The organism is Janthinobacterium fluminis, assembly GCF_028595325.1.
Classification (GTDB): domain Bacteria; phylum Pseudomonadota; class Gammaproteobacteria; order Burkholderiales; family Burkholderiaceae_D; genus Janthinobacterium; species Janthinobacterium fluminis.
The window spans coordinates 1-17,924 of record NZ_JAQQXR010000009.1 but is presented as its reverse complement, the minus strand read 5'-3'; the positions used below and the strand labels follow the sequence as shown (position 1 = coordinate 17,924).

The 17,924-nt window shown below is 70.8% G+C and carries 15 protein-coding genes; all 15 read right to left on the bottom strand.

Annotated features, from left to right (window positions below; genetic code table 11):
- Positions 1 to 15: 15 nt before the first annotated feature.
- Positions 16 to 939 carry a diguanylate cyclase domain-containing protein gene (locus tag OIK44_RS20035; protein ID WP_273673329.1) on the bottom strand — a complete coding sequence of 308 codons (924 nt, stop codon included), beginning with the start codon at positions 937 to 939 and terminating at the stop codon, positions 16 to 18.
- A complete protein-coding gene (locus OIK44_RS20030) occupies positions 936 to 4,952 on the bottom strand; it encodes a response regulator (protein WP_273673327.1) in 4,017 nt (1,338 codons plus the stop codon). The genes OIK44_RS20035 and OIK44_RS20030 overlap by 4 nt, the downstream gene beginning before the upstream one ends.
- Before the next feature lie 171 nt (positions 4,953 to 5,123).
- Positions 5,124 to 6,368: an acyl-CoA dehydrogenase family protein gene (locus tag OIK44_RS20025; RefSeq protein WP_273673326.1), complete on the bottom strand. Its 1,245-nt coding sequence runs from the start codon at positions 6,366 to 6,368 to the stop codon at positions 5,124 to 5,126.
- A 15-nt stretch (positions 6,369 to 6,383) separates the two neighbouring features.
- Entirely contained in the window at positions 6,384 to 7,451 is a 1,068-nt protein-coding gene (locus OIK44_RS20020; protein ID WP_273673324.1) for a phosphotransferase, read from the bottom strand.
- 154 nt (positions 7,452 to 7,605) lie between these two features.
- On the bottom strand, positions 7,606 to 8,184 hold the full coding sequence (locus OIK44_RS20015; RefSeq protein ID WP_273673322.1) for a prepilin-type N-terminal cleavage/methylation domain-containing protein: 579 nt from the start codon (positions 8,182 to 8,184) through the stop codon (positions 7,606 to 7,608).
- Positions 8,185 to 8,262: 78 nt separating this feature from the next.
- Positions 8,263 to 8,982, bottom strand: coding sequence for a hypothetical protein (locus tag OIK44_RS20010; protein WP_273673320.1), 720 nt, complete (start codon positions 8,980 to 8,982; stop codon positions 8,263 to 8,265).
- Positions 8,982 to 9,749: an ABC transporter permease subunit gene (locus tag OIK44_RS20005; protein WP_273673318.1), complete on the bottom strand. Its 768-nt coding sequence runs from the start codon at positions 9,747 to 9,749 to the stop codon at positions 8,982 to 8,984. Before OIK44_RS20005 ends, OIK44_RS20010 begins: the two co-directional genes overlap by 1 nt.
- A 1-nt stretch (position 9,750) precedes the next feature.
- A complete protein-coding gene (locus OIK44_RS20000) occupies positions 9,751 to 10,464 on the bottom strand; it encodes a type II secretion system protein (RefSeq protein ID WP_273673317.1) in 714 nt (237 codons plus the stop codon).
- Entirely contained in the window at positions 10,461 to 11,186 is a 726-nt protein-coding gene (locus OIK44_RS19995; protein WP_273673316.1) for a hypothetical protein, read from the bottom strand. The genes OIK44_RS20000 and OIK44_RS19995 overlap by 4 nt, the downstream gene beginning before the upstream one ends.
- Positions 11,176 to 11,583: a hypothetical protein gene (locus OIK44_RS19990; RefSeq protein WP_273673315.1), complete on the bottom strand. Its 408-nt coding sequence runs from the start codon at positions 11,581 to 11,583 to the stop codon at positions 11,176 to 11,178. The genes OIK44_RS19995 and OIK44_RS19990 overlap by 11 nt, the downstream gene beginning before the upstream one ends.
- Positions 11,580 to 12,263, bottom strand: a complete 684-nt coding sequence (locus tag OIK44_RS19985) for a hypothetical protein (RefSeq protein ID WP_273673314.1) — start codon at positions 12,261 to 12,263, stop codon at positions 11,580 to 11,582. The genes OIK44_RS19990 and OIK44_RS19985 overlap by 4 nt, the downstream gene beginning before the upstream one ends.
- Positions 12,260 to 13,810, bottom strand: coding sequence for a hypothetical protein (locus OIK44_RS19980; RefSeq protein WP_273673313.1), 1,551 nt, complete (start codon positions 13,808 to 13,810; stop codon positions 12,260 to 12,262). Before OIK44_RS19980 ends, OIK44_RS19985 begins: the two co-directional genes overlap by 4 nt.
- Before the next feature lie 8 nt (positions 13,811 to 13,818).
- The gene (locus OIK44_RS19975) at positions 13,819 to 15,024 is read right to left on the bottom strand and encodes a type II secretion system F family protein (protein WP_273673312.1); all 1,206 of its coding nucleotides are present in this window, start codon (positions 15,022 to 15,024) and stop codon (positions 13,819 to 13,821) included.
- Positions 15,024 to 16,724 carry a GspE/PulE family protein gene (locus OIK44_RS19970; protein ID WP_273673311.1) on the bottom strand — a complete coding sequence of 567 codons (1,701 nt, stop codon included), beginning with the start codon at positions 16,722 to 16,724 and terminating at the stop codon, positions 15,024 to 15,026. Before OIK44_RS19970 ends, OIK44_RS19975 begins: the two co-directional genes overlap by 1 nt.
- A 6-nt stretch (positions 16,725 to 16,730) precedes the next feature.
- A partial coding sequence (locus OIK44_RS19965) for a tetratricopeptide repeat protein (protein ID WP_273673310.1) occupies positions 16,731 to 17,924 on the bottom strand: 1,194 nt, incomplete at its 5' end.

The following is a 17,924-nucleotide window of genomic DNA, read 5'->3' as shown; positions in this document are numbered from 1 at the left end:
GCCGCGAACGGCCTTTTATTCGCCGTCGCGGGCGCAGTAGCGGTCGCGCCCGCCGGCTTTGGCGCGGTACAGGCGCGCGTCGGCGGCGCGTATCAGCGCGGCCGCCTCGCCGTCGGCTTCCGGCAGCATGGCGGCCACGCCGAGGCTGACCGTGACATGGGCCGCGGCCGTCGAGTTGGCGTGGGCGACGCCCAGCCGGCGCACGGCGTCGAGCATGCGTCCGGCCACGACGGCGGCGCCGTCGGCGTCGATCTGCGGCAGCAGAATGATGAATTCCTCGCCGCCGTAGCGCGCCAGCAGGTCGGGCGGACGGGCCAGGCAGGCGTTCAGCGCCGCGCCTACCTGTTGCAGGCAGAGGTCGCCGGCCAGGTGGCCGTAGCGGTCGTTGTATTCCTTGAAATGGTCGATGTCGACCATGATGACGGCCAGCGGCTGGCCGGTGCGCTGGCAGCGCCGCCATTCGCTGTCGAGGCTGGCGTTGAAGCTGCGCCGGTTCGCCACGCCGGTCAGGGCGTCGGTCAGCGACAGCGCGCGCAGGGCGTCGGCCTGGCGTTTGATGGTCAGCTGGCTGCGCACGCGCGCCCGCACCACCGCCGCGTTGAACGGTTTGCTGATGAAGTCGACGGCGCCGGCCTCCAGCGCGCGGGTTTCGTCTTCCGGGGCGTTGAGCGCGGTGACGAAGATGACGGGGATGCCGCACAGTTCGGGCGCGCCGCGCAGGGCCGCGCAGACGGCGTAACCGTCCATGCCGGGCATGACGGCGTCCAGCAGGATCAGGTCGGGCCGTTGCGCGCGGGCCAGGGCGAGGGCCTTGGCGCCGTCGAGCGCGAACAGCAGTTCGTGGTCGTCGCACAGCAGCTGCTGCAGCACCCGCACGTTTTCCATCGCGTCGTCGACGATGAGGATGCGGCCATTTTCGGCCAGGTCGGTCCAGCTCATGTGCTTTCCTTGCGTTGCAACAGTGCCAGCAGCAGCGTTTCCGCGCCGGCGAAGTCGAGTGTGTCGATGGCCTCGGCCAAGGCCGCCGCGGCGTTGCGGTCGGCCCGTTCCAGCGCCGGCTGAAGGGCATGGCATTGCGCCAGCGCCTTCAGATTGTGTTGCTGCACCAGGACCAGCAGTGCGGCCAGCGCCGCCTTCAAGTCGTCCGCCCCGGTCGCGGCGCGCGGCGGCGGCAGTGGCGCCGCGCGGGCCGCCGCGGTCACCACGGCCAGCGCCTGTTCGAGGGTGTCGAGCGTCGCCGCCAGCGCGGCCGTGTCGCCGCCGCGCAGGGCGGCCTCGGCGCGCGCGCTGTGCGCGGCCACGGCGTGCGCCCCCAGGTTGGCGGCGACGCCGCGCACGCGGTGCAGCAACTGGGCCGCCAGTTCGGGCTGGCCGTCGGCCAGCAGGCCGCGCACCTTGGCCGGCGCGTCGCCCTGCGCCTGTGCGAAGCGCTTGAGCAGGGCGACCAGGGCGGCGGCGTCGCCGCCGAAGCGCGGCAGGGCGGTGTCGAGGTCGATGCCGGCGATGGCCGGCGCGGCGCGCGGCGCCAGCGCCGTCAGCGTGGCGATCAGTTCGTCGACGTCGATCGGCTTGGCGAGGTGGGCGTCCATGCCGATGGCCAGCGCGCGGCGGCGGTCCTCGGCCATCGCGTTGGCGCTCATCGCCACCACCGGCAGCGCGACTAGCCCCATGGCGCGGATCGCCACGGTGGCGTCGTAGCCGTTCATGACGGGCATTTGCAGGTCCATCAGCACGACGTCGAACTGCCCGGCCGCGCGCGCCAGCAGGTCGACGGCGAGGCTGCCGTTGGCGGCGATGGTGACGCTGGCGCCGCATTGCCGCAGGATGAAGTGGGCCACTTCCTGGTTGATTTCGTGATCCTCGACCAGCAGCACGCGCAGCCCGGCCAGGCGGCCGGCCAGCGGCTTGGGCGGGGCGGCCGGCGCCGGCACGGCCCGGCCGACGGCGGCCTCGACGGCGGCCCGGAGCGGCGTCGGCAGCACCGGTTTGCCCAGCACGCCGGCCAGGCCGAGGCTGGCGGCGGACTGCTCCAGCGCGGCGCCGGCGTGCCCGGGCGCCAGCAGCAGCACCGGCGGCAGCGGCAGTTGCGGCGCGGCGCGCGCCGCCGCCAGCATCGCCGCGCCGTCCATGCCGGGCATGGCGCCGTCGAGCAGCAGCAGGTCGGGGCGGCGCCCCTCGCGGGCGCAGCGCCGCAGCAGCGCCAGGCCGGCGGCGCCGCCGTCGGCCGTCCACACTTGCCAGCCGAAGGCGGCGCAAGCCTCGGCCAGCGCGGCGCGGGCGCTGGCGTTGTCGTCGACGACGAGGACGAACAGCGGCACCGCGGCGGCGGGCGCGGCGGCGCCGCTGGGCAGGCCGAAGGGGCAGGAGAAACGGAAGTCGGAACCTTTGCCCGGCGCGCTGTCGACGACGATCGCGCCACCCATCAGGCCGGCCACGCGGCGGCAGATCGCCAGGCCCAGGCCGGTGCCGCCGTATTTGCGGCTGGTGCTGTTGTCGCCCTGCGTGAAGGCGTCGAAGATGCGCGCCTGCTGCTCGGCGCTGATGCCGATGCCGCTGTCGCGCACGGAAAATGCCAGGGCCACGCCGGCGCCGTCGCGGCGCGCCAGGCGCACCGACAGCAGCACCTCGCCGCGCTCGGTGAACTTGACGGCGTTGCCGACCAGGTTCAGCAGGATTTGCTGCAGGCGCATGGCGTCGCCGAGCAGTTGCGCCGGCACGTCGGCGGCGATGGCGAAGACCGGCTCCACGCCCTTGGCCCAGGCGTTGCCGGCGGCCAGCACGGCGACGCTGTTGAGCACCTGTTCGAGGCTGAACGGCGCCGTTTCCAGCGTCAACTGGCCCGCCTCGATCTTCGAGAAGTCGAGCACGTCGTTGACGACGGCCAGCAGGGCCTGCGTGGCCATCTGGATCTTCGCCACGTGGCCGCGTTCGCGGCGCGCCAGCGGCGCCTCCTCCAGCAGCCGCGCCAGGCCGATGATGGCGTTCATCGGCGTGCGGATTTCATGGCTCATATTGGCCAGGAAGGCGCCCTTGGCGTCGCTGGCCGCCTCGGCCTTGTCGCGCGCCCGCACCAGTTCTTCGTTGAGTTCGCGCAGGCGCTGGCCGCTGCGCTTGAGCTCGGACACGTCGGAGGCCAGCACAAAGAAGCCGCGCACCGCGCCATGTTCGTCGAGGTCGGGGATGAAATTGGTCCAGACGTGGCGCAGCGCGCCGTCGCGCCACAGCAGGTCTTGCTCGAAGCGCTGGGCGCGCCCGGCCAGCACGCCGTCGACCTGGGCGGCGCAGGCGGCGAAGCGCTCGGCGCCCAGCAGCTCGGGCAGGGCGCGCCCGTCCAGCGCGGCGCTGTCGCTGCCCAGCCAGTCGGCGTAGAGGCGGTTGGCGAAGCGGCAGCGCAGCGCCGCGTCCCAGTAGGACACCATGCCGGGCAGCTTGTCCGTGACGGCGCGGATGAAGCGCTCGCTCTGCCGCAGGCGCTCGGTGGTGGCGCGCAAGACTTCCTCGGCGCGCTTGCGCTCGGTTAAGTCGATCGACACGCCCAGCACATGGGTGGCGGCGCCGCTGTCGTTGCGCAGCACCACCTTGCGCGTGGCGAAATAACGCTTGTCGCCGCCGACGGCGGCAATGGCTTCCTCCTCCATTTCGACCATATTGCCGGTGGCGAGCACGTGGCGGTCGCTGGCGACGAAGGCGTCGGCGCGCTCCGCCGTGAAGCACTCGTGGTCGGTCTTGCCGAGTATGTCCTCGCGCAACTGGCCCAGCGTCAGCTCGCCGTGGGGGTTGAACATTTCATAGCGCAACTGGTCGGCGCTCTTGACGAAGATCATCGCCGGGATGTTCTCGACTATGGATTTGAGCAGTTGCTTGGAGGCGCGGAAGGCGGCCTCGGTGCGCTGGCGCTCGCGGATGTCTTGCGCCAGCGCGCGGATGGCGGCGGCGGCCGCCGCCGTCTCGCGCAAGCCGGTGGCGGCCGGGGGCGGCGCGCCCGCCGCCAGCGCCTCGGCCAGCCCCGTCAGCGCCGTCAGCGCGGCGCGGATGCGCCGGCCCAGCAGCCAGGCCAGCGCGAAGCCGGCCGCCAGCAGCAGCGCGACGGCGGCCGACAGGCCGGCCACGGAGGACAGCACGGCGGCCAGCACCTGGGCCTGCGGCGTGGCGATGGCGACGGTCCAGCCGCTGGCGGCCGAACGGCTGATGCTGGCGTAGACGGGGGTGCCGTCGGGCAGGGTGGTGCGCACGACGCCGTTGCCGCCCGCGCGCATGTGGGCGCGCACCTCCGGCGCGCCGGGCTGGCCGACGAAGCTGTGGGCCGACTGCGTGCGGGCGACGACGGTGCCGTTGGCGTCCAGCAGGCAGACCAGTTGGTGCGCCGGCAAATGCTGCTCGGTCAGCAGGCGGCCCAGGCGCTCCGGGCGCAGCGCGACGGTCAGCGAGTAGACCACCTTGCCCTCGCGCAGCACCGGCACGTCGAGCGCCAGCAGCGGCACCTTCGACACGGAGCCGATGAACAGGTTCGAGCGCACGCTGCGGGCGTGCGCGAACACGGGGCGCAGCCGCTCGCGGTTGGCGTAGTGGGGAAAGGGCTGGCCCGGCGCCAGCGTCGTGTTGACGAACTGGCGGCCGGAGGCGTCGCTGAGGACGAAGCCGAAGCCGGGGAACTGCGGCCGCAGCAGCGCGGCGGCCTGGACCTCGAAGGCGGCGAAATCGCCGTTGCGCAGCGACGGCGAGCCGGCCAGGGCCAGCGCGGCCGTTTCGATGTTGCCGAAGTCGCGCTCGACGGCGGCGCTCAGCGCCCGCGCCGTTTGCAGCGCGTCGTTGTTGATCTGCTCGCGTTCGCGCTGGTAAAAGTGCTGCACCAGCACGCAAAAGCCGAGGGCGGCCGGCACGGTGCAGGCCAGCAGCAATTGCGCGATCTTGCTGCGGATGGAGGGCAGGGTACTGCTTGAATCGTCTTGCACATCGAAGCCTTGAAGCGTCCGCGCTGCCGGTGGCGCGCGGTCGGATTGAAGTTTAGGCAAGAGTTTAGCCGACTGCGGCCAGACAAGATAGGGGCGTTGTGCGGATGCCGGCAAATACCGGCGCCGCGGGCGCCCGGCCGCGCCGGCGCGCGGCGCGGCCGGGGCGCCGGTTTAGCGCGGCGCCGGCGCGGTGGCGCCGTGGTATTTGGCCAGTTCCAGCTTGGCGATGGCGTTGCGGTGCACCTCGTCCGGGCCGTCGGCCAGGCGCAGCGTGCGGTTGCCGGCCCATTGCGCCGCCAGCGGAAAGTCGTCCGACACGCCGGCCGCGCCGTGCGCCTGGATGGCCCAGTCCAGCACCTGCTGGGCGACGTTCGGCGCCAGCACCTTGATCATGGCGATCTCCGCCTGCGCCTGTTTGTTGCCGACCGTGTCCATCAGCGCCGCCGTCTTCAAGGTCAGCAGGCGCGCCGTGTCGATCTGGATGCGCGCCTCGGCGATGCGCTCGCGCCACACGCCCTGTTCGGACAGCTTGCGGCCGAAGGCGACGCGGCTCTGCAGGCGCAGGCACATCAGCTCCAGCGCCCGCTCGGCCACGCCGACGGTGCGCATGCAGTGGTGGATGCGGCCCGGCCCCAGCCGGCCCTGGGCGATCTCGAAGCCGCGGCCCTCGCCCAGCAGCAGGTTGGCGGCCGGCACGCGCACCCGCTCGAAGACGATTTCGCAGTGGCCGTGCGGCGCGTCGTCGTAGCCGAACACGGGCAGCGGCCGGACGATCGTGATGCCGGGCGTGTCGGCCGGCACCAGCAGCATCGACTGCTGCTGGTGGCGCGCCGCGGCGAAATCGGTCTTGCCCATCGTGATGAAGATCTTGCAGCGCGGGTCGCCGGCGCCGGAGATCCACCACTTGCGCCCGCTGACGACATAGTCGTCGCCGTCGCGCTCGATGCGGGTTTCGATGTTGGTGGCGTCCGACGAGGCCACGCCCGGCTCCGTCATGGCGAAGGCGGAGCGGAACTCGCCGCGCAGCAGCGGCTCCAGCCAGGTGCGCTGCTGCTGCTCGCTGCCGTAGCGCGCCAGCGTTTCCATATTGCCCGTGTCCGGCGCCGAGCAGTTGAACACCTCCGGCGCCCAGGCGACCCGGCCCATGATTTCGCACAGGGGCGCGTAATCGAGGTTGGACAAGCCCTCGGGGGCGCGCGCCGAGCGCGGCAGGAACAAATTCCACAGGCCCTGTTCGCGCGCCAGGGGCTTGAGCCGCTCGATCAATTCGGTGGGTATCCAGCGGTTGCCCTGCTCCGTGCCGTTGCGGTCGACCTCCAGCTTGAATGCCTGCTCGTTCGGGTAAATGTGCGCGTCCATGAATTGCAGCAGTTTCTGCCGCAGGGCCTGGCAACGCTCGGAATAATCGAAATTCATCAGTTTTCCCCTTCGTTAAATTGGTTTGCCGCAGGCGTAGGCCCAGCCCAGCTCGGCCATCGGCCGCGCCATCCTGCCCGATTCCAGCGCCTGGGCGCTGGCGGCCGTGCCGTCGACATAGCGTTTCATGATGCCTTGCATGATGCTGGCCAGGCGGAACATATTGAAGGCCAGATAGAAATTGAAATCCTCCAGACGGATCGTCTTGCCGGTGCGCTCGGCGTAGCGGCGGATGTACTGTTGCTGCGTGGGGATGCCCAGGGCCGCCAGGTCGAGGCCGGCGATGCCGCGGAACTGGCCAGGCGCGATGTGCCAGCTCATGCAATGGTAGGAAAAGTCGGCGAAGGGGTGGCCCAGCGTCGACAATTCCCAATCGAGCACGGCGAGCACGCGCGGCTCTGTCGGGTGGAAGATGATGTTGTCGAGGCGGAAGTCGCCGTGCACGATGCTGCTGTCCTCGCCGGGCGGGATGTGCGCCGGCAGCCAGGCCATCAATTGCTGCATGGCCTCGATGTCCTCGGTGGCGGAAGCCTGGTACTGGCGGCTCCAGCGCTCGATCTGGCGCTGGAAGTAATTGCCCGGTTTGCCGAAGTCGGCCAGTCCCAGGGCCGCGTAGTCGAGCGTGTGCAACTGCGCGATCACGCGGTTGAGCTCATCGTAGATGGCGGCCCGGTCGGCCGGCGTCATGCCGGGCAGGCTCTGGTCCCACAGCACGCGGCCGTCGACGAACTCCATGATGTAGAAGGCGCGCCCGATGACGGCCTCGTCGAGGCACAGCGCATACTGGCGCGGGACGGGGAAGCCGGCCTTGTTGAGCGCGTCCATGACGCGGAACTCGCGCTCGATGGCGTGCGCGGACGGCAGCAGCTTGGCGGCCGGGCCGGGCTTGGTGCGCAGCACATAATGGCGCTCGCCGGTGCTGAGCTTGAAGGTTGGGTTGGACTGGCCGCCCTTGAACTGGAGCACGGTGGGCGTGCCGCCGGGGTAGCCGGCCACATGCTGCCGTAAAAAGGCGGCCAGCGCCGCGCTATCGAACCGTTGTCGTTCCGACACGGGCTTGGTGCCCATGAATTCTTCAAACATTGCGCCTCCCGCGGGCTGCCGCCCAGTGATCGAGAGCCTATTCTACCCCTAAAAAACGCACGCTCGTACTATTTGTTGTAAAAAAAACTGGGGACAGGTTGCGCTTTCCGGGCCGGCGCTTGCCGGGGGAAATCGTGCCCTGTCCCCAGCCGTGTCAGAAGAAGACGGCGGTGCGGGTGATGATGGCGCCGGTGTTGCCGTAGGGCGCCTTGGCGCGCACGGAGCCGGTTGTCGCGACGCCGTCGTCGAGCTTACTGTCTATCTGTTCGGCGAAACCTTCCGGCAGGTTGTCGAAGCGGATGCCGTTGCCCGAGCGCCCGCCCACTTCGTCGTTGTAGAGGTAGACGGCGCCGCCCTGGGCGCTGGTCATGAATTGCGTGCTGCCGTTGTAGGAGCCGGTGATGAAGCCGCCCAGCGCCAGGTGCTGGGGCGCCAGCGCGAATTCGCGCGGCTGGCCGTCGCCGATCTGGCCGTCGCCATTGCCGTTGCCGGCCGTCGTGGGGACGTGGGTGCTGGCCTGGATGTCGTCGCCGGGCAGGGCGCGGAATTTGTCCTGGTAGGCATTGACGGCGGCCGACAGCGCGTTCGATTGCTGGATGATGTTTTTGACCTTGGCGCTGTCAATCAGGCCCTGGCCCTTCAGCACGCCGCCCAGCAGCAGGCCGATGATGACCAGCACGATGGCGATTTCGACCAGGGTGAAGCCTTGCTGTTGCCGGCGTGGGGCGCGCATATTGATTCCTTTATAATCTTGCAATATGTATTGCAACAATTGCACAAGTCATCTGCAATTTTAAATCAAATCCCGTGGCTAGGGGGGCACGGTTGTATCTTTTTGGCGGGCGGCCATCGCCTCCAGGCGGGCCGCCAGAAAAGCGAGCTCGTGCGGGTCGCCGATCTGGCCGCTTTGCAGCAGCGCGCCGATCAATGCCCGTGCACTGTCGAGCTCGTTCATGTCCTCGGCGATGAACGCTTCCAGCTCGCGCGCCCAGGCCGGCGCTGCGGCGCCCGCCTGCAGGCGGACGGCGCGGGCGTAGCGGCGCGCCAGCGGCAGGTCGTGCAGGCGGTGGCGCGCCAGCAGCGCCGCATGGGCCAGCCACGGCCAGCGCCGCCGCGGGTCGTCGGCGTAGCGCCGCTCGACGAAGGCGAGCATGCGCCGCACCTGCGCCGGGTCGGCCGCCGCGCTGTACACCTGGCTGGCCGCCAGCAGCGGATACTGGCCGCGCGGGTCGAGCGCCAGCGCGGCGTCCAGCCAGTCTTCCAGACGGGCGTAGTCGAGCTGGCGCCAGCTCAGGCTCAAGCCGTCCTGGTCGTCGTAGGCTTGCAGGTACAGCATCAGCGCCTTCGACAGGGCCTCCGGCTCGCCCAGCGCGGCCAGGCGCAGCGCCGCCAGGGCCGGCGCCGGCGGCAGCGCGCGCGCCTGCGGCGGCGCCGCCGCGCGGCCGTGATGCCAGGCCAGTTGCAGGGCCAGCGCCACGGCCAGCGCCCAGCGCACGCCTGCCGGCACGGCGGCGATCGGGCGGATGTCCATCAGACGCTCTTGCGGTACAGGTCGAACAGCGCGGCGCACGCCAGCAGGCCGACATACACGGCCGTCTGCGCGGCGATGGCGAGCAGGGCGGCGGCGTCGCCCGTGTCGTAGAGCAGCCATTCGCTGCGGGTGTAGGTGTGCAGCGCCGGCAGCACGGCGGCGACGACGTCGAGGCCGGCGCTGATGGCTTGCTGGGCCGCCGAGTGGGCGCCGGCGCGGCCGTGGCCCAGCAGTTGCAGGGCGCCGATGGCGCGCGCCAGCAGGTAGAAGCCGGCCGCGCCGGCCAGCGCCGGCAGCACCTGGTTGAAGCTGAGCGCGCACAGCAGGCTGAAGGCGGCGACGATCCACAGTTCGCACAGCAGCGACAGGCCCCACAGCGCGGCCTGGGCCGGCGCCGCGACGCAGGCGGCCAGGGCGCCGAACAGCAGCGCCGGCAGCAGCGCCAGCGCGGCGTAGCCGGCCAGCTTGCCGCCCAGGTAGGCGGCGCGCGGCAGGGGCAGGGCCAGCAGCAGCTCCAGCCCCTTGTCGTTGGCCTCGCGCACCATGCTGGTGACGACGAAGGCGGCGATCAGGAACACGCCGGCCAGGCGCAGCACGGCCGCCAGCAGGGCCGCCTGCACTTGCCGGCTTTCCGTCAGCGCCAGTTCATGGAGGAAGCCGCTCAGGCCGACGGCGCCCAGGGCCGCCAGCAACAGCAGCCAGAGCAGGCGGTTGCGCAGCGCCTCGCGCAGCGTGTAGGCGGCAATCGTCAGGGTCGCGGCCAGCATCTTATTGCGGCAGGCGCTGGGCCGCCACCATGCGGTTGAGCAGGATGTTGGGCGAAAGCCAGACGACGATGTCGTCGAATTCGCCGCCGGCCGCGCCGCGGTCCTCGCTGAGGGCGCGGCTGACGAAGGTGGTGGCGTTGCCGGCGTTGATGCGCTCGTCGGCGTTGCCGGCCGGGGCGGCGGGCAGGCGCCCGCCCTGCTCGGTGCCGGCGCCGTAGCCGTTCTTGCCGTGCGACAGGATCAGCGCGGGAATGTCCTTGCTGGCCGTGGCCAGCGCCGGCCGGCCGGCGCCGTCGCGCGTCATCACGCTGATGTCGCGCGGCGTGTTCAGCGAGAAGCGCGTGCCGCTGTCGCTGAAGGCCGGCGTGACGCTGTACAGGAACAGGTGGTTCCAGGCATCGCTCTTGGCCAGGCCCAGCGTCGCCCACGGCAGGTAGCCGAGGCGCTTTTCGTTGGCGCAGCGCTGCTGGCGCCGGTCTTCCAGGCCGTTCGTCGCCGACACGGCCGGGCAGGGCAGGTAGCCGTTGCGCACCGCGTAGCCGATCAGCGACTCGCGCGCCTCCTCGAGCGCCTTGTTGGTCTCGCTGACCTTGCGCTGTTCGATCTGCATCGCCAGCGGCGTGATCAGGCCGCCTATCATGAAGCCGACGACGACGAGGACGATGGCCATCTCGACGAGGCTGAAACCTTTTTCCGTGGTGTGCATGGTGCTCATGGCAGAGTGTGCGCCGCCGTCATGCGCTCGTAGAGGAGCGTCAGCGGCACCCAGGCGGCCAGGTCGTCGAACTCGCCGCCGGGCTGGCGCGGGTCGGCGCCGGCGGCGCGGGCGATGAAATGGGTGCTGGCCTTGTCGTTGGCCTGCTCGTCGATGTTGCCGCTGGCCTTGTTGGCCTGGGCCACGCCGGCGACGCCGGTGCCGAGGTTGTTCTTGCCGCTGGAATAGACGACGAAGGGCAGGCATTGGATGCTCAGCCCGCATTCCTGCTGGCCGCCCAGATAGTAGAAGCGGCCGTCCGGGCTGCGCGCGCGCACCGTCTTGGTGGCCACGGCGCTGCGGCTCTGGATGGGCGCGACGGTGAATTCCGGCGTGACGCTGTAGCGCAGCAGCTTGCCCCAGCTGTCGGCGCCGCCGACGCCCAGCGTGACCCAGGGCAGGAAGCCGCTGCAGCCGCCTTCGTCGACGCAGGCGTCGGGCCGTTCGCGCCCGTCGACGGCCGAGCGGGCCGGCCGCGGCAGCCTGCCGTGGCTGGTCGCGTAGCCGACCAGGGCGTCGCTGGCCTCGGCCAGCGCCAGCAGCGCGCGGCGTTCGCGCGCGCCCTGCTGGCCGTTCTTGCCCAGCGCGCTGATGAGCAGCGTCGCCACGCCCAGGCCGACGACGCTGAGCAGTATCAGCAGGGCGGCGCCGCGCTGGCGCCGCAGTGGGATTTTAGCGGCCATGCAGATCCCTGACGCTGGCCTCGCCCGGCGTGTAGCTCTGGCCCGGCTTGAGGATCACGGTGCGCCCCGACGACAGCGGCAGCGACAGGGTGGCGTCGTCGAGCCGGTTGTGCGGTTCCGTTTGCGGCATCTGGTTCAGCCAGACGGTGGACTTGCCGCTGCTGCGGCGCACCACGCCGTTGAGTTCGGTGGGCAGCGGCGGCGGCGGGGGCGGCGGCGGCGCCGCGGCGGCCGCGACGGCCGGCGCCGCCGCGTCCGTCGCCGCGGCGCCGGCCTGGCCGTCGCGTTTGGCGTTCAGTTCGGCGCGCTCGGCCGGCGAGGCGAACAGGCGGCCCAGCTCGGCCGCGCCGGCCGGCGCCGCCAGGCACAGGGCCAGCAGCAGGGCGCGCGCGCTCACCGCTCGCTCCCGGGCGCGGCCGAGCCCAGCGTCAGCCAGTACAGCGTGCAGTCGGCCGCCAGCGATGGCGCGACGGCGGCGTTGGGCGCGCCGGCGCCGCGCTTGATCGAGCAATCCTGGATCGTGTAATAGCTGCGCTGGCGCAGGTCGTGCAGGAAGTCGAACAAGTCCATTTCGTGCAGCAAGTCCATATGCAAGTCCATGCGGCTGCCGCGCAGGCGGTAGGCGCCCAGCGCCGCCTGGCCTTCCAGCTTGAACGCCTGCTGGGCGTCGATCTCGTAGCTGATCGGCAGCAGCTTGCGCCGCTCCTGGATCTGGCGGATGGCGTCGACCCATTCGAGGCGGCGCTCCTCGCCCAGCAAGCCCTTGTCGCGCAGGGCGATGAACTGCGGCTGGTAGTCGCGGATTTCCAGCTTCTCGTTCTCGACATGGTTGAACTGGTCGAAGGCGATGTTGCGCGCCTGCTGGGCGCGTATCATCGCGTCGCTTTGCGAGTTCAGATACCAGGTGCTGAGCACCACCAGCAGGCTGCCCAGCACCAGGGTGAAGGCGAACAGCAGCAGCGGCAGGCGGATCAGCGCCAGCTCGCCCATCCAGAACGGCAGCGCGACGGCCGCCGCGGGCCGTCTGGCGGCGCCCGGCGCGCCGGCCGGCGGCAGGGAGGAGGGATGGGCGCTCATGGTATCCAGCTCAGGTTCATGGTGAATTTGGCCTTGCTGTCGGGCGCCGCCGTGGCGGTCTTGCCGGTCAGCTTGACGGTGGGGCGCACGTCCAGCGGGGTCTGCTCCAGCACCACCGTCAGGCGCGGCTGGCGCGCCAGTGCCGCCGTGAAGCGCTGGATGCTGGCCAGCGCCGCGCGGTAGTCGTTTTGCGCCAGGCGCACCTCGGCCTCGACGTGCAAGTCCTGCGGCGGCTTGGCCGGCAGGCCGATCAGCAGCGCCGAGACGGGCACGGCCGGCGCGTTGTCGGCGCGCGGCTGGGCCGAGCCGGCGCGGTTGTCGGGCAGGCGCACCTTCCAGTCCAGCTGCACGAGGCTGATGTCGGGCGCCTGGTCGAGCGCCGCGCTGAGCATCGTCAGCATGGCCTGCGGCCCCGGCGCCCGGGTCGACACCAGCCGCTCGATCTGCACGGCCGCCTTCATATTGGCCGTCTTCTCGACCTGCGGCGGCAGCGAGGCCATGATGTCGCGGTAGCGCCGCTCGTAGGACTGGGCCTCGGCGCGCAGCCGCGCGCCGCTGCGGCTGGCGTCGACGATGCCCCAGCCGTTCACGCCCAGCCACAGCAGGAAATACACGCCCATCACGGCGCTGCCGGCGTACAGGCCGAGGCGGGCGCGCCACAACTGGTAATAGCAGGCTTGCGGGCCGAGCGCGTAATGGCTGGGCGGGCGGCGCCGCGCCAGCAGCGCCAGCAGCAGCGGGTCGGCCAGCGCGGGCGCGTCGGCCAGGCTGAGCTTGGCGCTGGCGCGCTCCATCGCGACGAAGTGGAACACCGTCTCGCGGCCGTCGCGGCACAGGGCCTGCAGGGCGGCCACGCGGGCCGCCGGCGCCAGCACGACGGCGTTCAGCACCTCGCCCCGTTCCAGCATGCGCGTGCTGGTGAGGAACTGGCGGGTCTTGTCCGTTTCGGCGGCGATGGCGGCGGCGGCGCCGTCGCGGTCGGCGGCCAGCGTCAGCCGGCTGAAGCGCAGCTGGCCGTCGTGGAAGTAGCTCTGGCGCAGGCCGCCGGACTGGTAGGTCACCAGCAGCGTGTGGCGGTGCTGCAGGGCCAGCGCGTGCACCAGGCCGGCGCTGAGCAGGCTGCTCGAATAAATGCCGGCCAGCGGCGTTTTCATGCGCGCCAGGGCCTCGACCCAGGGTTGCAGGATGGACGGGTTGGTCAGCGCGCAGAACAGCACCTGGTCGTCGCGCCGGCCGGCCTCGTCGCGCCCCTGCACGGTGGCGCTGCGGTAGGGCGTGTCGCGGTACAACTGCAGCAGGCGGCGCTGGCGCAGCCCGCGCCCGCTGCGCCCGCCGACGTGGGGCAGCAGGTGGCGCTGGAAGTCTTCCTCGATGAGGTCGGTCAACAGATAGGCCGGCACCTGGCCGCGCCCGTCCAGGTAGTGGGCGAAGGCCTCGGCGCCGGCGGCGTCGGCGGCGAAGCACTGCGGCGCCGACAACTGCCCCTTGCGCCATGCATAGGCGCACAACTGCTCGCTGGTCAGATAGAATAATTGGATGCTGAACAAGGGCGGCCTCAGGTTTTGATCTTGCTGATCGTATCGTAGATCGGTCCCAGCACCGACAGCATGATCCAGCCCAGCAGCAGGCCGAGGATCACCGTCATGGCCGGCTCTATCATCGCCTGCACCTTCTCGATCATGTCCTTCACCTCGCGGTTGTAGAAATAGCTGACGTTGCGCAGCGCGCCGTCGAGCGAGCCGGTGGCTTCGCCGACCTTGAGCATGCGGATCACCAGCGGCGGGAAAATGCCGGTGTGCTGGAAGGCGGCCGTCACGCCGTGGCCCTCGGCGATCAGTTGCGCGGCGCGGCGCAGGCCGGCGGCGACGACGCGGTTGCCGACGATGCCCTCGGACAGGCGGATGCAGTCGAGTATGGTGATGCCGGAGGCGTACATCAGCGCGAAGAAGGTGGCGAAGCGGGCCAGGATGATCTTGTGCTGCACGGGGCCGACCATCCACAGGCGCAGCTTCAGGCCGTCGAAGGCGAAGCGCGCCGCCTCGCTGCGGCGCAGCCAGGCGCGCACGCCGAACCAGGCCGCCACGGGCAGCGCCAGCAGCACATACCAGTAGTTGATGAAGACGCCCGAGACGACGATCAGCGCCCGCGTGTGGAAGGGCAGTTCGCCGCCCATGTTGCGGATGAAGGCGGTCAGCTGCGGCACCAGGTAGATCATCAGGAAGAAGGTGACGGCCGTGACGACGAGGCCGACGACGAGCGGGTACATGATGATCTTCTTGCTCTGCGCGGCCAGCTCGTCCTGCCATTTCAGGCTGTCCGACAGGTTCTTGAACACTTCGGCGATCTTGCCGCTGTGTTCGCCGGCGGTGATCAGGCTGGTGAAGGTGTTGTCGAAGATGTCGGGGTGGACGGCCAGCGCGGCCGACAGGCTCAGGCCGCCCTCGATGGCCTCGATCAGCTCCGTGACCACTTCGCGCAGGCGCGGGTGGTCCATGCCGTCGCGCAAATCGTTCAAGCCCTCCAGGATGGGCACGCCGGCGCCCGTCAACTGCTCCATGTGGAAGCAGAAGTTGATCAGATCGGCGCGGCGCACGACGCGCTTGCCCAGCAGGACCAGCTCCTGGCTGCTGGCCTTGAAGTCGATCAAGTCCAGCTGCATGCGGTGCAGGCGCAGCTCCAGGTCCGGCACATTGCTCGCGTCCATCACCCCCGGCACCAGCTGGCCGGCCGTGTCCATCGCGCGGTAGGCGTATTGGGGCATCAGGCCAACCTGTCGGTGAAGTCGAGCACGCGCGCCACCTCGTCGAGCGTGGTGGCGCCCTCGCGCACGCGGCGCACGCCGTCGTCGGCCAGGGTGTGGAAGCCGGCCGCCGCGGCGGCGTTCTTCAGCTCGCGCGAGGAGGCGCGCCGCGCCACCAGCTCGTCGAGTTCGGAGGTCATTTTCAGCAGCTCGGTGAGCGCCATGCGCCCCTTGTAACCCTGGTGGGCGCAGCGCTCGCAGCCGACGGCGCGGTACAGCGTGACGTCGGCGCCGTCGTCCAGGCCCAGCAGGCGCCGCTCCAGCGCCGTCGCGGCGGCCGGCGCGCGGCAGTGCGGGCACAGGCGCCGCACCAGGCGCTGGGCGACGATGCCGATGATGTTGCCGGCCATGATGTCGGGCAGGATGCCGATGTCGAGCAGGCGGGCGACGGCGCCGATGGCCGAATTGGTGTGCAGCGTCGTGTACACCTGGTGCCCCGTCATGGCCGCCGAAAACGCCATCTCGGCCGTCTCGCGGTCGCGCACCTCGCCGACCAGGATGATGTCCGGGTCTTGCCGCATCATCGAGCGGATGCCGTCGGCGAAACCCATCTTCGCCGACTCGTTCACCGAGGTCTGGCGTATCATCGTCATCGGGTACTCGACCGGGTCTTCCAGCGTCATGATGTTGACGCTCTCGGTGTTGATGTGGTTGAGGATGGAGTACAGCGTCGTCGTCTTGCCGCTGCCGGTGGGGCCGGTGACGAGGATCACGCCGTCGGGGCGGGCGATCATCAGCTTCAGCAAGTTCAGCTCGCGCTCGGCCAGGCCCAGGCCGTCGAGGGGGACGATGCCCTTCTGGCGGTCGAGCACGCGCAGCACGAAGTTCTCGCCGTGGGTGGTCGGCTGGGCCGAGGCGCGGAAGTCGATCTGCCGGCCGGAGAACTTGATCGAGATGCGCCCGTCCTGCGGCGCGCGCGACTCGGCGATGTTCATATTGCTGACCACCTTCAGGCGCACCACCATGGCCGGCCAGTACGATTTGTGCAGGCTGCGGATCTGCCGCAGGATGCCGTCGATGCGGTAGCGGATGCGCAGGAAGGATTGCTCGGGCTCGAAGTGGATGTCGGAGGCGCCGTTCTGCACGGCGTCGGCCAGCAGCGCGTCGATCAGCCGCACCATCGGCTGGCTGTACTCGTCGGTGGGCGCGCCCATGCTCTGGTAGTTCACTTCGCCCGTCTCGATTTCCAGCAGGATGCCGTCGATCGACAGCTCGAAGCCGTAGTACTGGTCGATGGCGCGGGAAATGTCGGAATCGTTGACCAGCAGCGGCGTGATGCTGATGCCCTTGACCAGCATGGCGCTGATCTGGTCGAGGGCGACGATGTTGCTGGTGTCGGCCATCGCCAGGATCAGGTTGTCCTTGTCGCGCTCGTAGACGATGGGGAAGACGCGGTAGCGCTTGGCCACCTCCTTGGGAATCAGCTTGAGGGCGATGGCGTCCACCACCAGGCTGCTCAAGTCGGCGCTTTGCTGGTGCAGGTTTTCGCTGAGCGCCTCGCGCACGGTGGCCTCGGTGACGAAGCCGAGCGTGATCAGCAGCCGGCCCAGCGGCTCCGGCGTGCGTTTTTGCTCGATCAGCGCGATGCGCAACTGGTCCTCGCTGATGACGCCTTTCTGGATCAGCAGCTTGCCGAGCGGGAGTTTTGCCTGTTCTGCCATGGTGCCTTAATTGCTCGTGGGGGTGCCCGGCTGGGCGGCGCCGCCCAGCTCGCGCATGCGGCGGCGCACGCCGGCGCGGTCGAAGCCGCCGGGGCTGTTCTGCGCCAGCGCCAGCGCGCGCTGGTAATACGTCAGCGCCAGCTTGCCCTGGTTCAGCCGGTCCAGGCCGACGGCCAGGTTGAAGGCGTAGTCGGCGTTGTCGGGCGTGGCGCCGTAGGCGCGGAAGAACATCTGCTGGGCCTCGTTCCAGCGGCTCTGCTTCGCGTACAGGTTGCCCAGCGCGAACAGCACCGGCCCGGCGTCGGGCGCGCGCTGCAGGATGGCCTTCAGGCGCGACTCCGTCTGCACCTGGTCGCCCTGGCGCAGCGCGACCAGGCCGGCCAGCGCCTCGCCGTCGTTCGGGTCCATGTCGAGCAGGCGCAGATAATGGGCGCCGGCCTGCGCGCCCTGGCCGTCGCGCAGGGCCACGGCGGCCAGGCCGAGCAGGGCGTCGCGGTTGCCCGGCTCCTGCTGCAGCACGGCCTGGTACTGCTGGCGCGCGGCGTCCGTGTCGCCGCCCGTGAACGCCTGGTAGGCGCCCGCCAGCGTCGGGTTGAGCCGGGCCGGCGCCTCGCTGCGCAGCACCTTGATGTCGGGGTTGTCGGCCGCCACCACCGGCGGCAGCAATTCGGCCGGCGGCGCCGGCGCAGCCTGGGCCTGGGCTTGCGCCGCCTGCGCCTGGGCTTGTGCCTGCGCCTGGGCTTGCGCTTGTGCCCGCAATTCCTGCTGGTCCGGGCCGTCGTGTGGCGGCGTCGCGGCCGCGGCGGCGTCGGCCGATGGGTCGGATGGCGGCGCCACCACCAGCGGCGTGGGCGGCGCCGCGCCGGGCGCGTCGCTCAGCGGCATCGGCACCATCGGCAGGTCGGCGCCGGCGCCGCTGCTGCTGGCCTTCCAGTACCACAGGCCGAAGCCGGCGACGAGCAAGGTCAAGGTCGCGGCGAGGACGATCAGCCGCACCGTGGCCGGATCGACGGCGATATGGGCGTGCGGCGGCGGCTTGGCGGGCGCGCGCGGGCGCGGCTGCGGGCCGGTGCGCGCGCGCGCCTGCTCCTGCTGCGGCTCGGCCGGCGGCGCCTCCGCCTGGGGCGGCGCGGGCGCCGGCGCGGCGGCGTCGGCCAGCCGCGCCAGGCTCAGGCCGTCGGCCGGCTCCAGCGCCAGCCC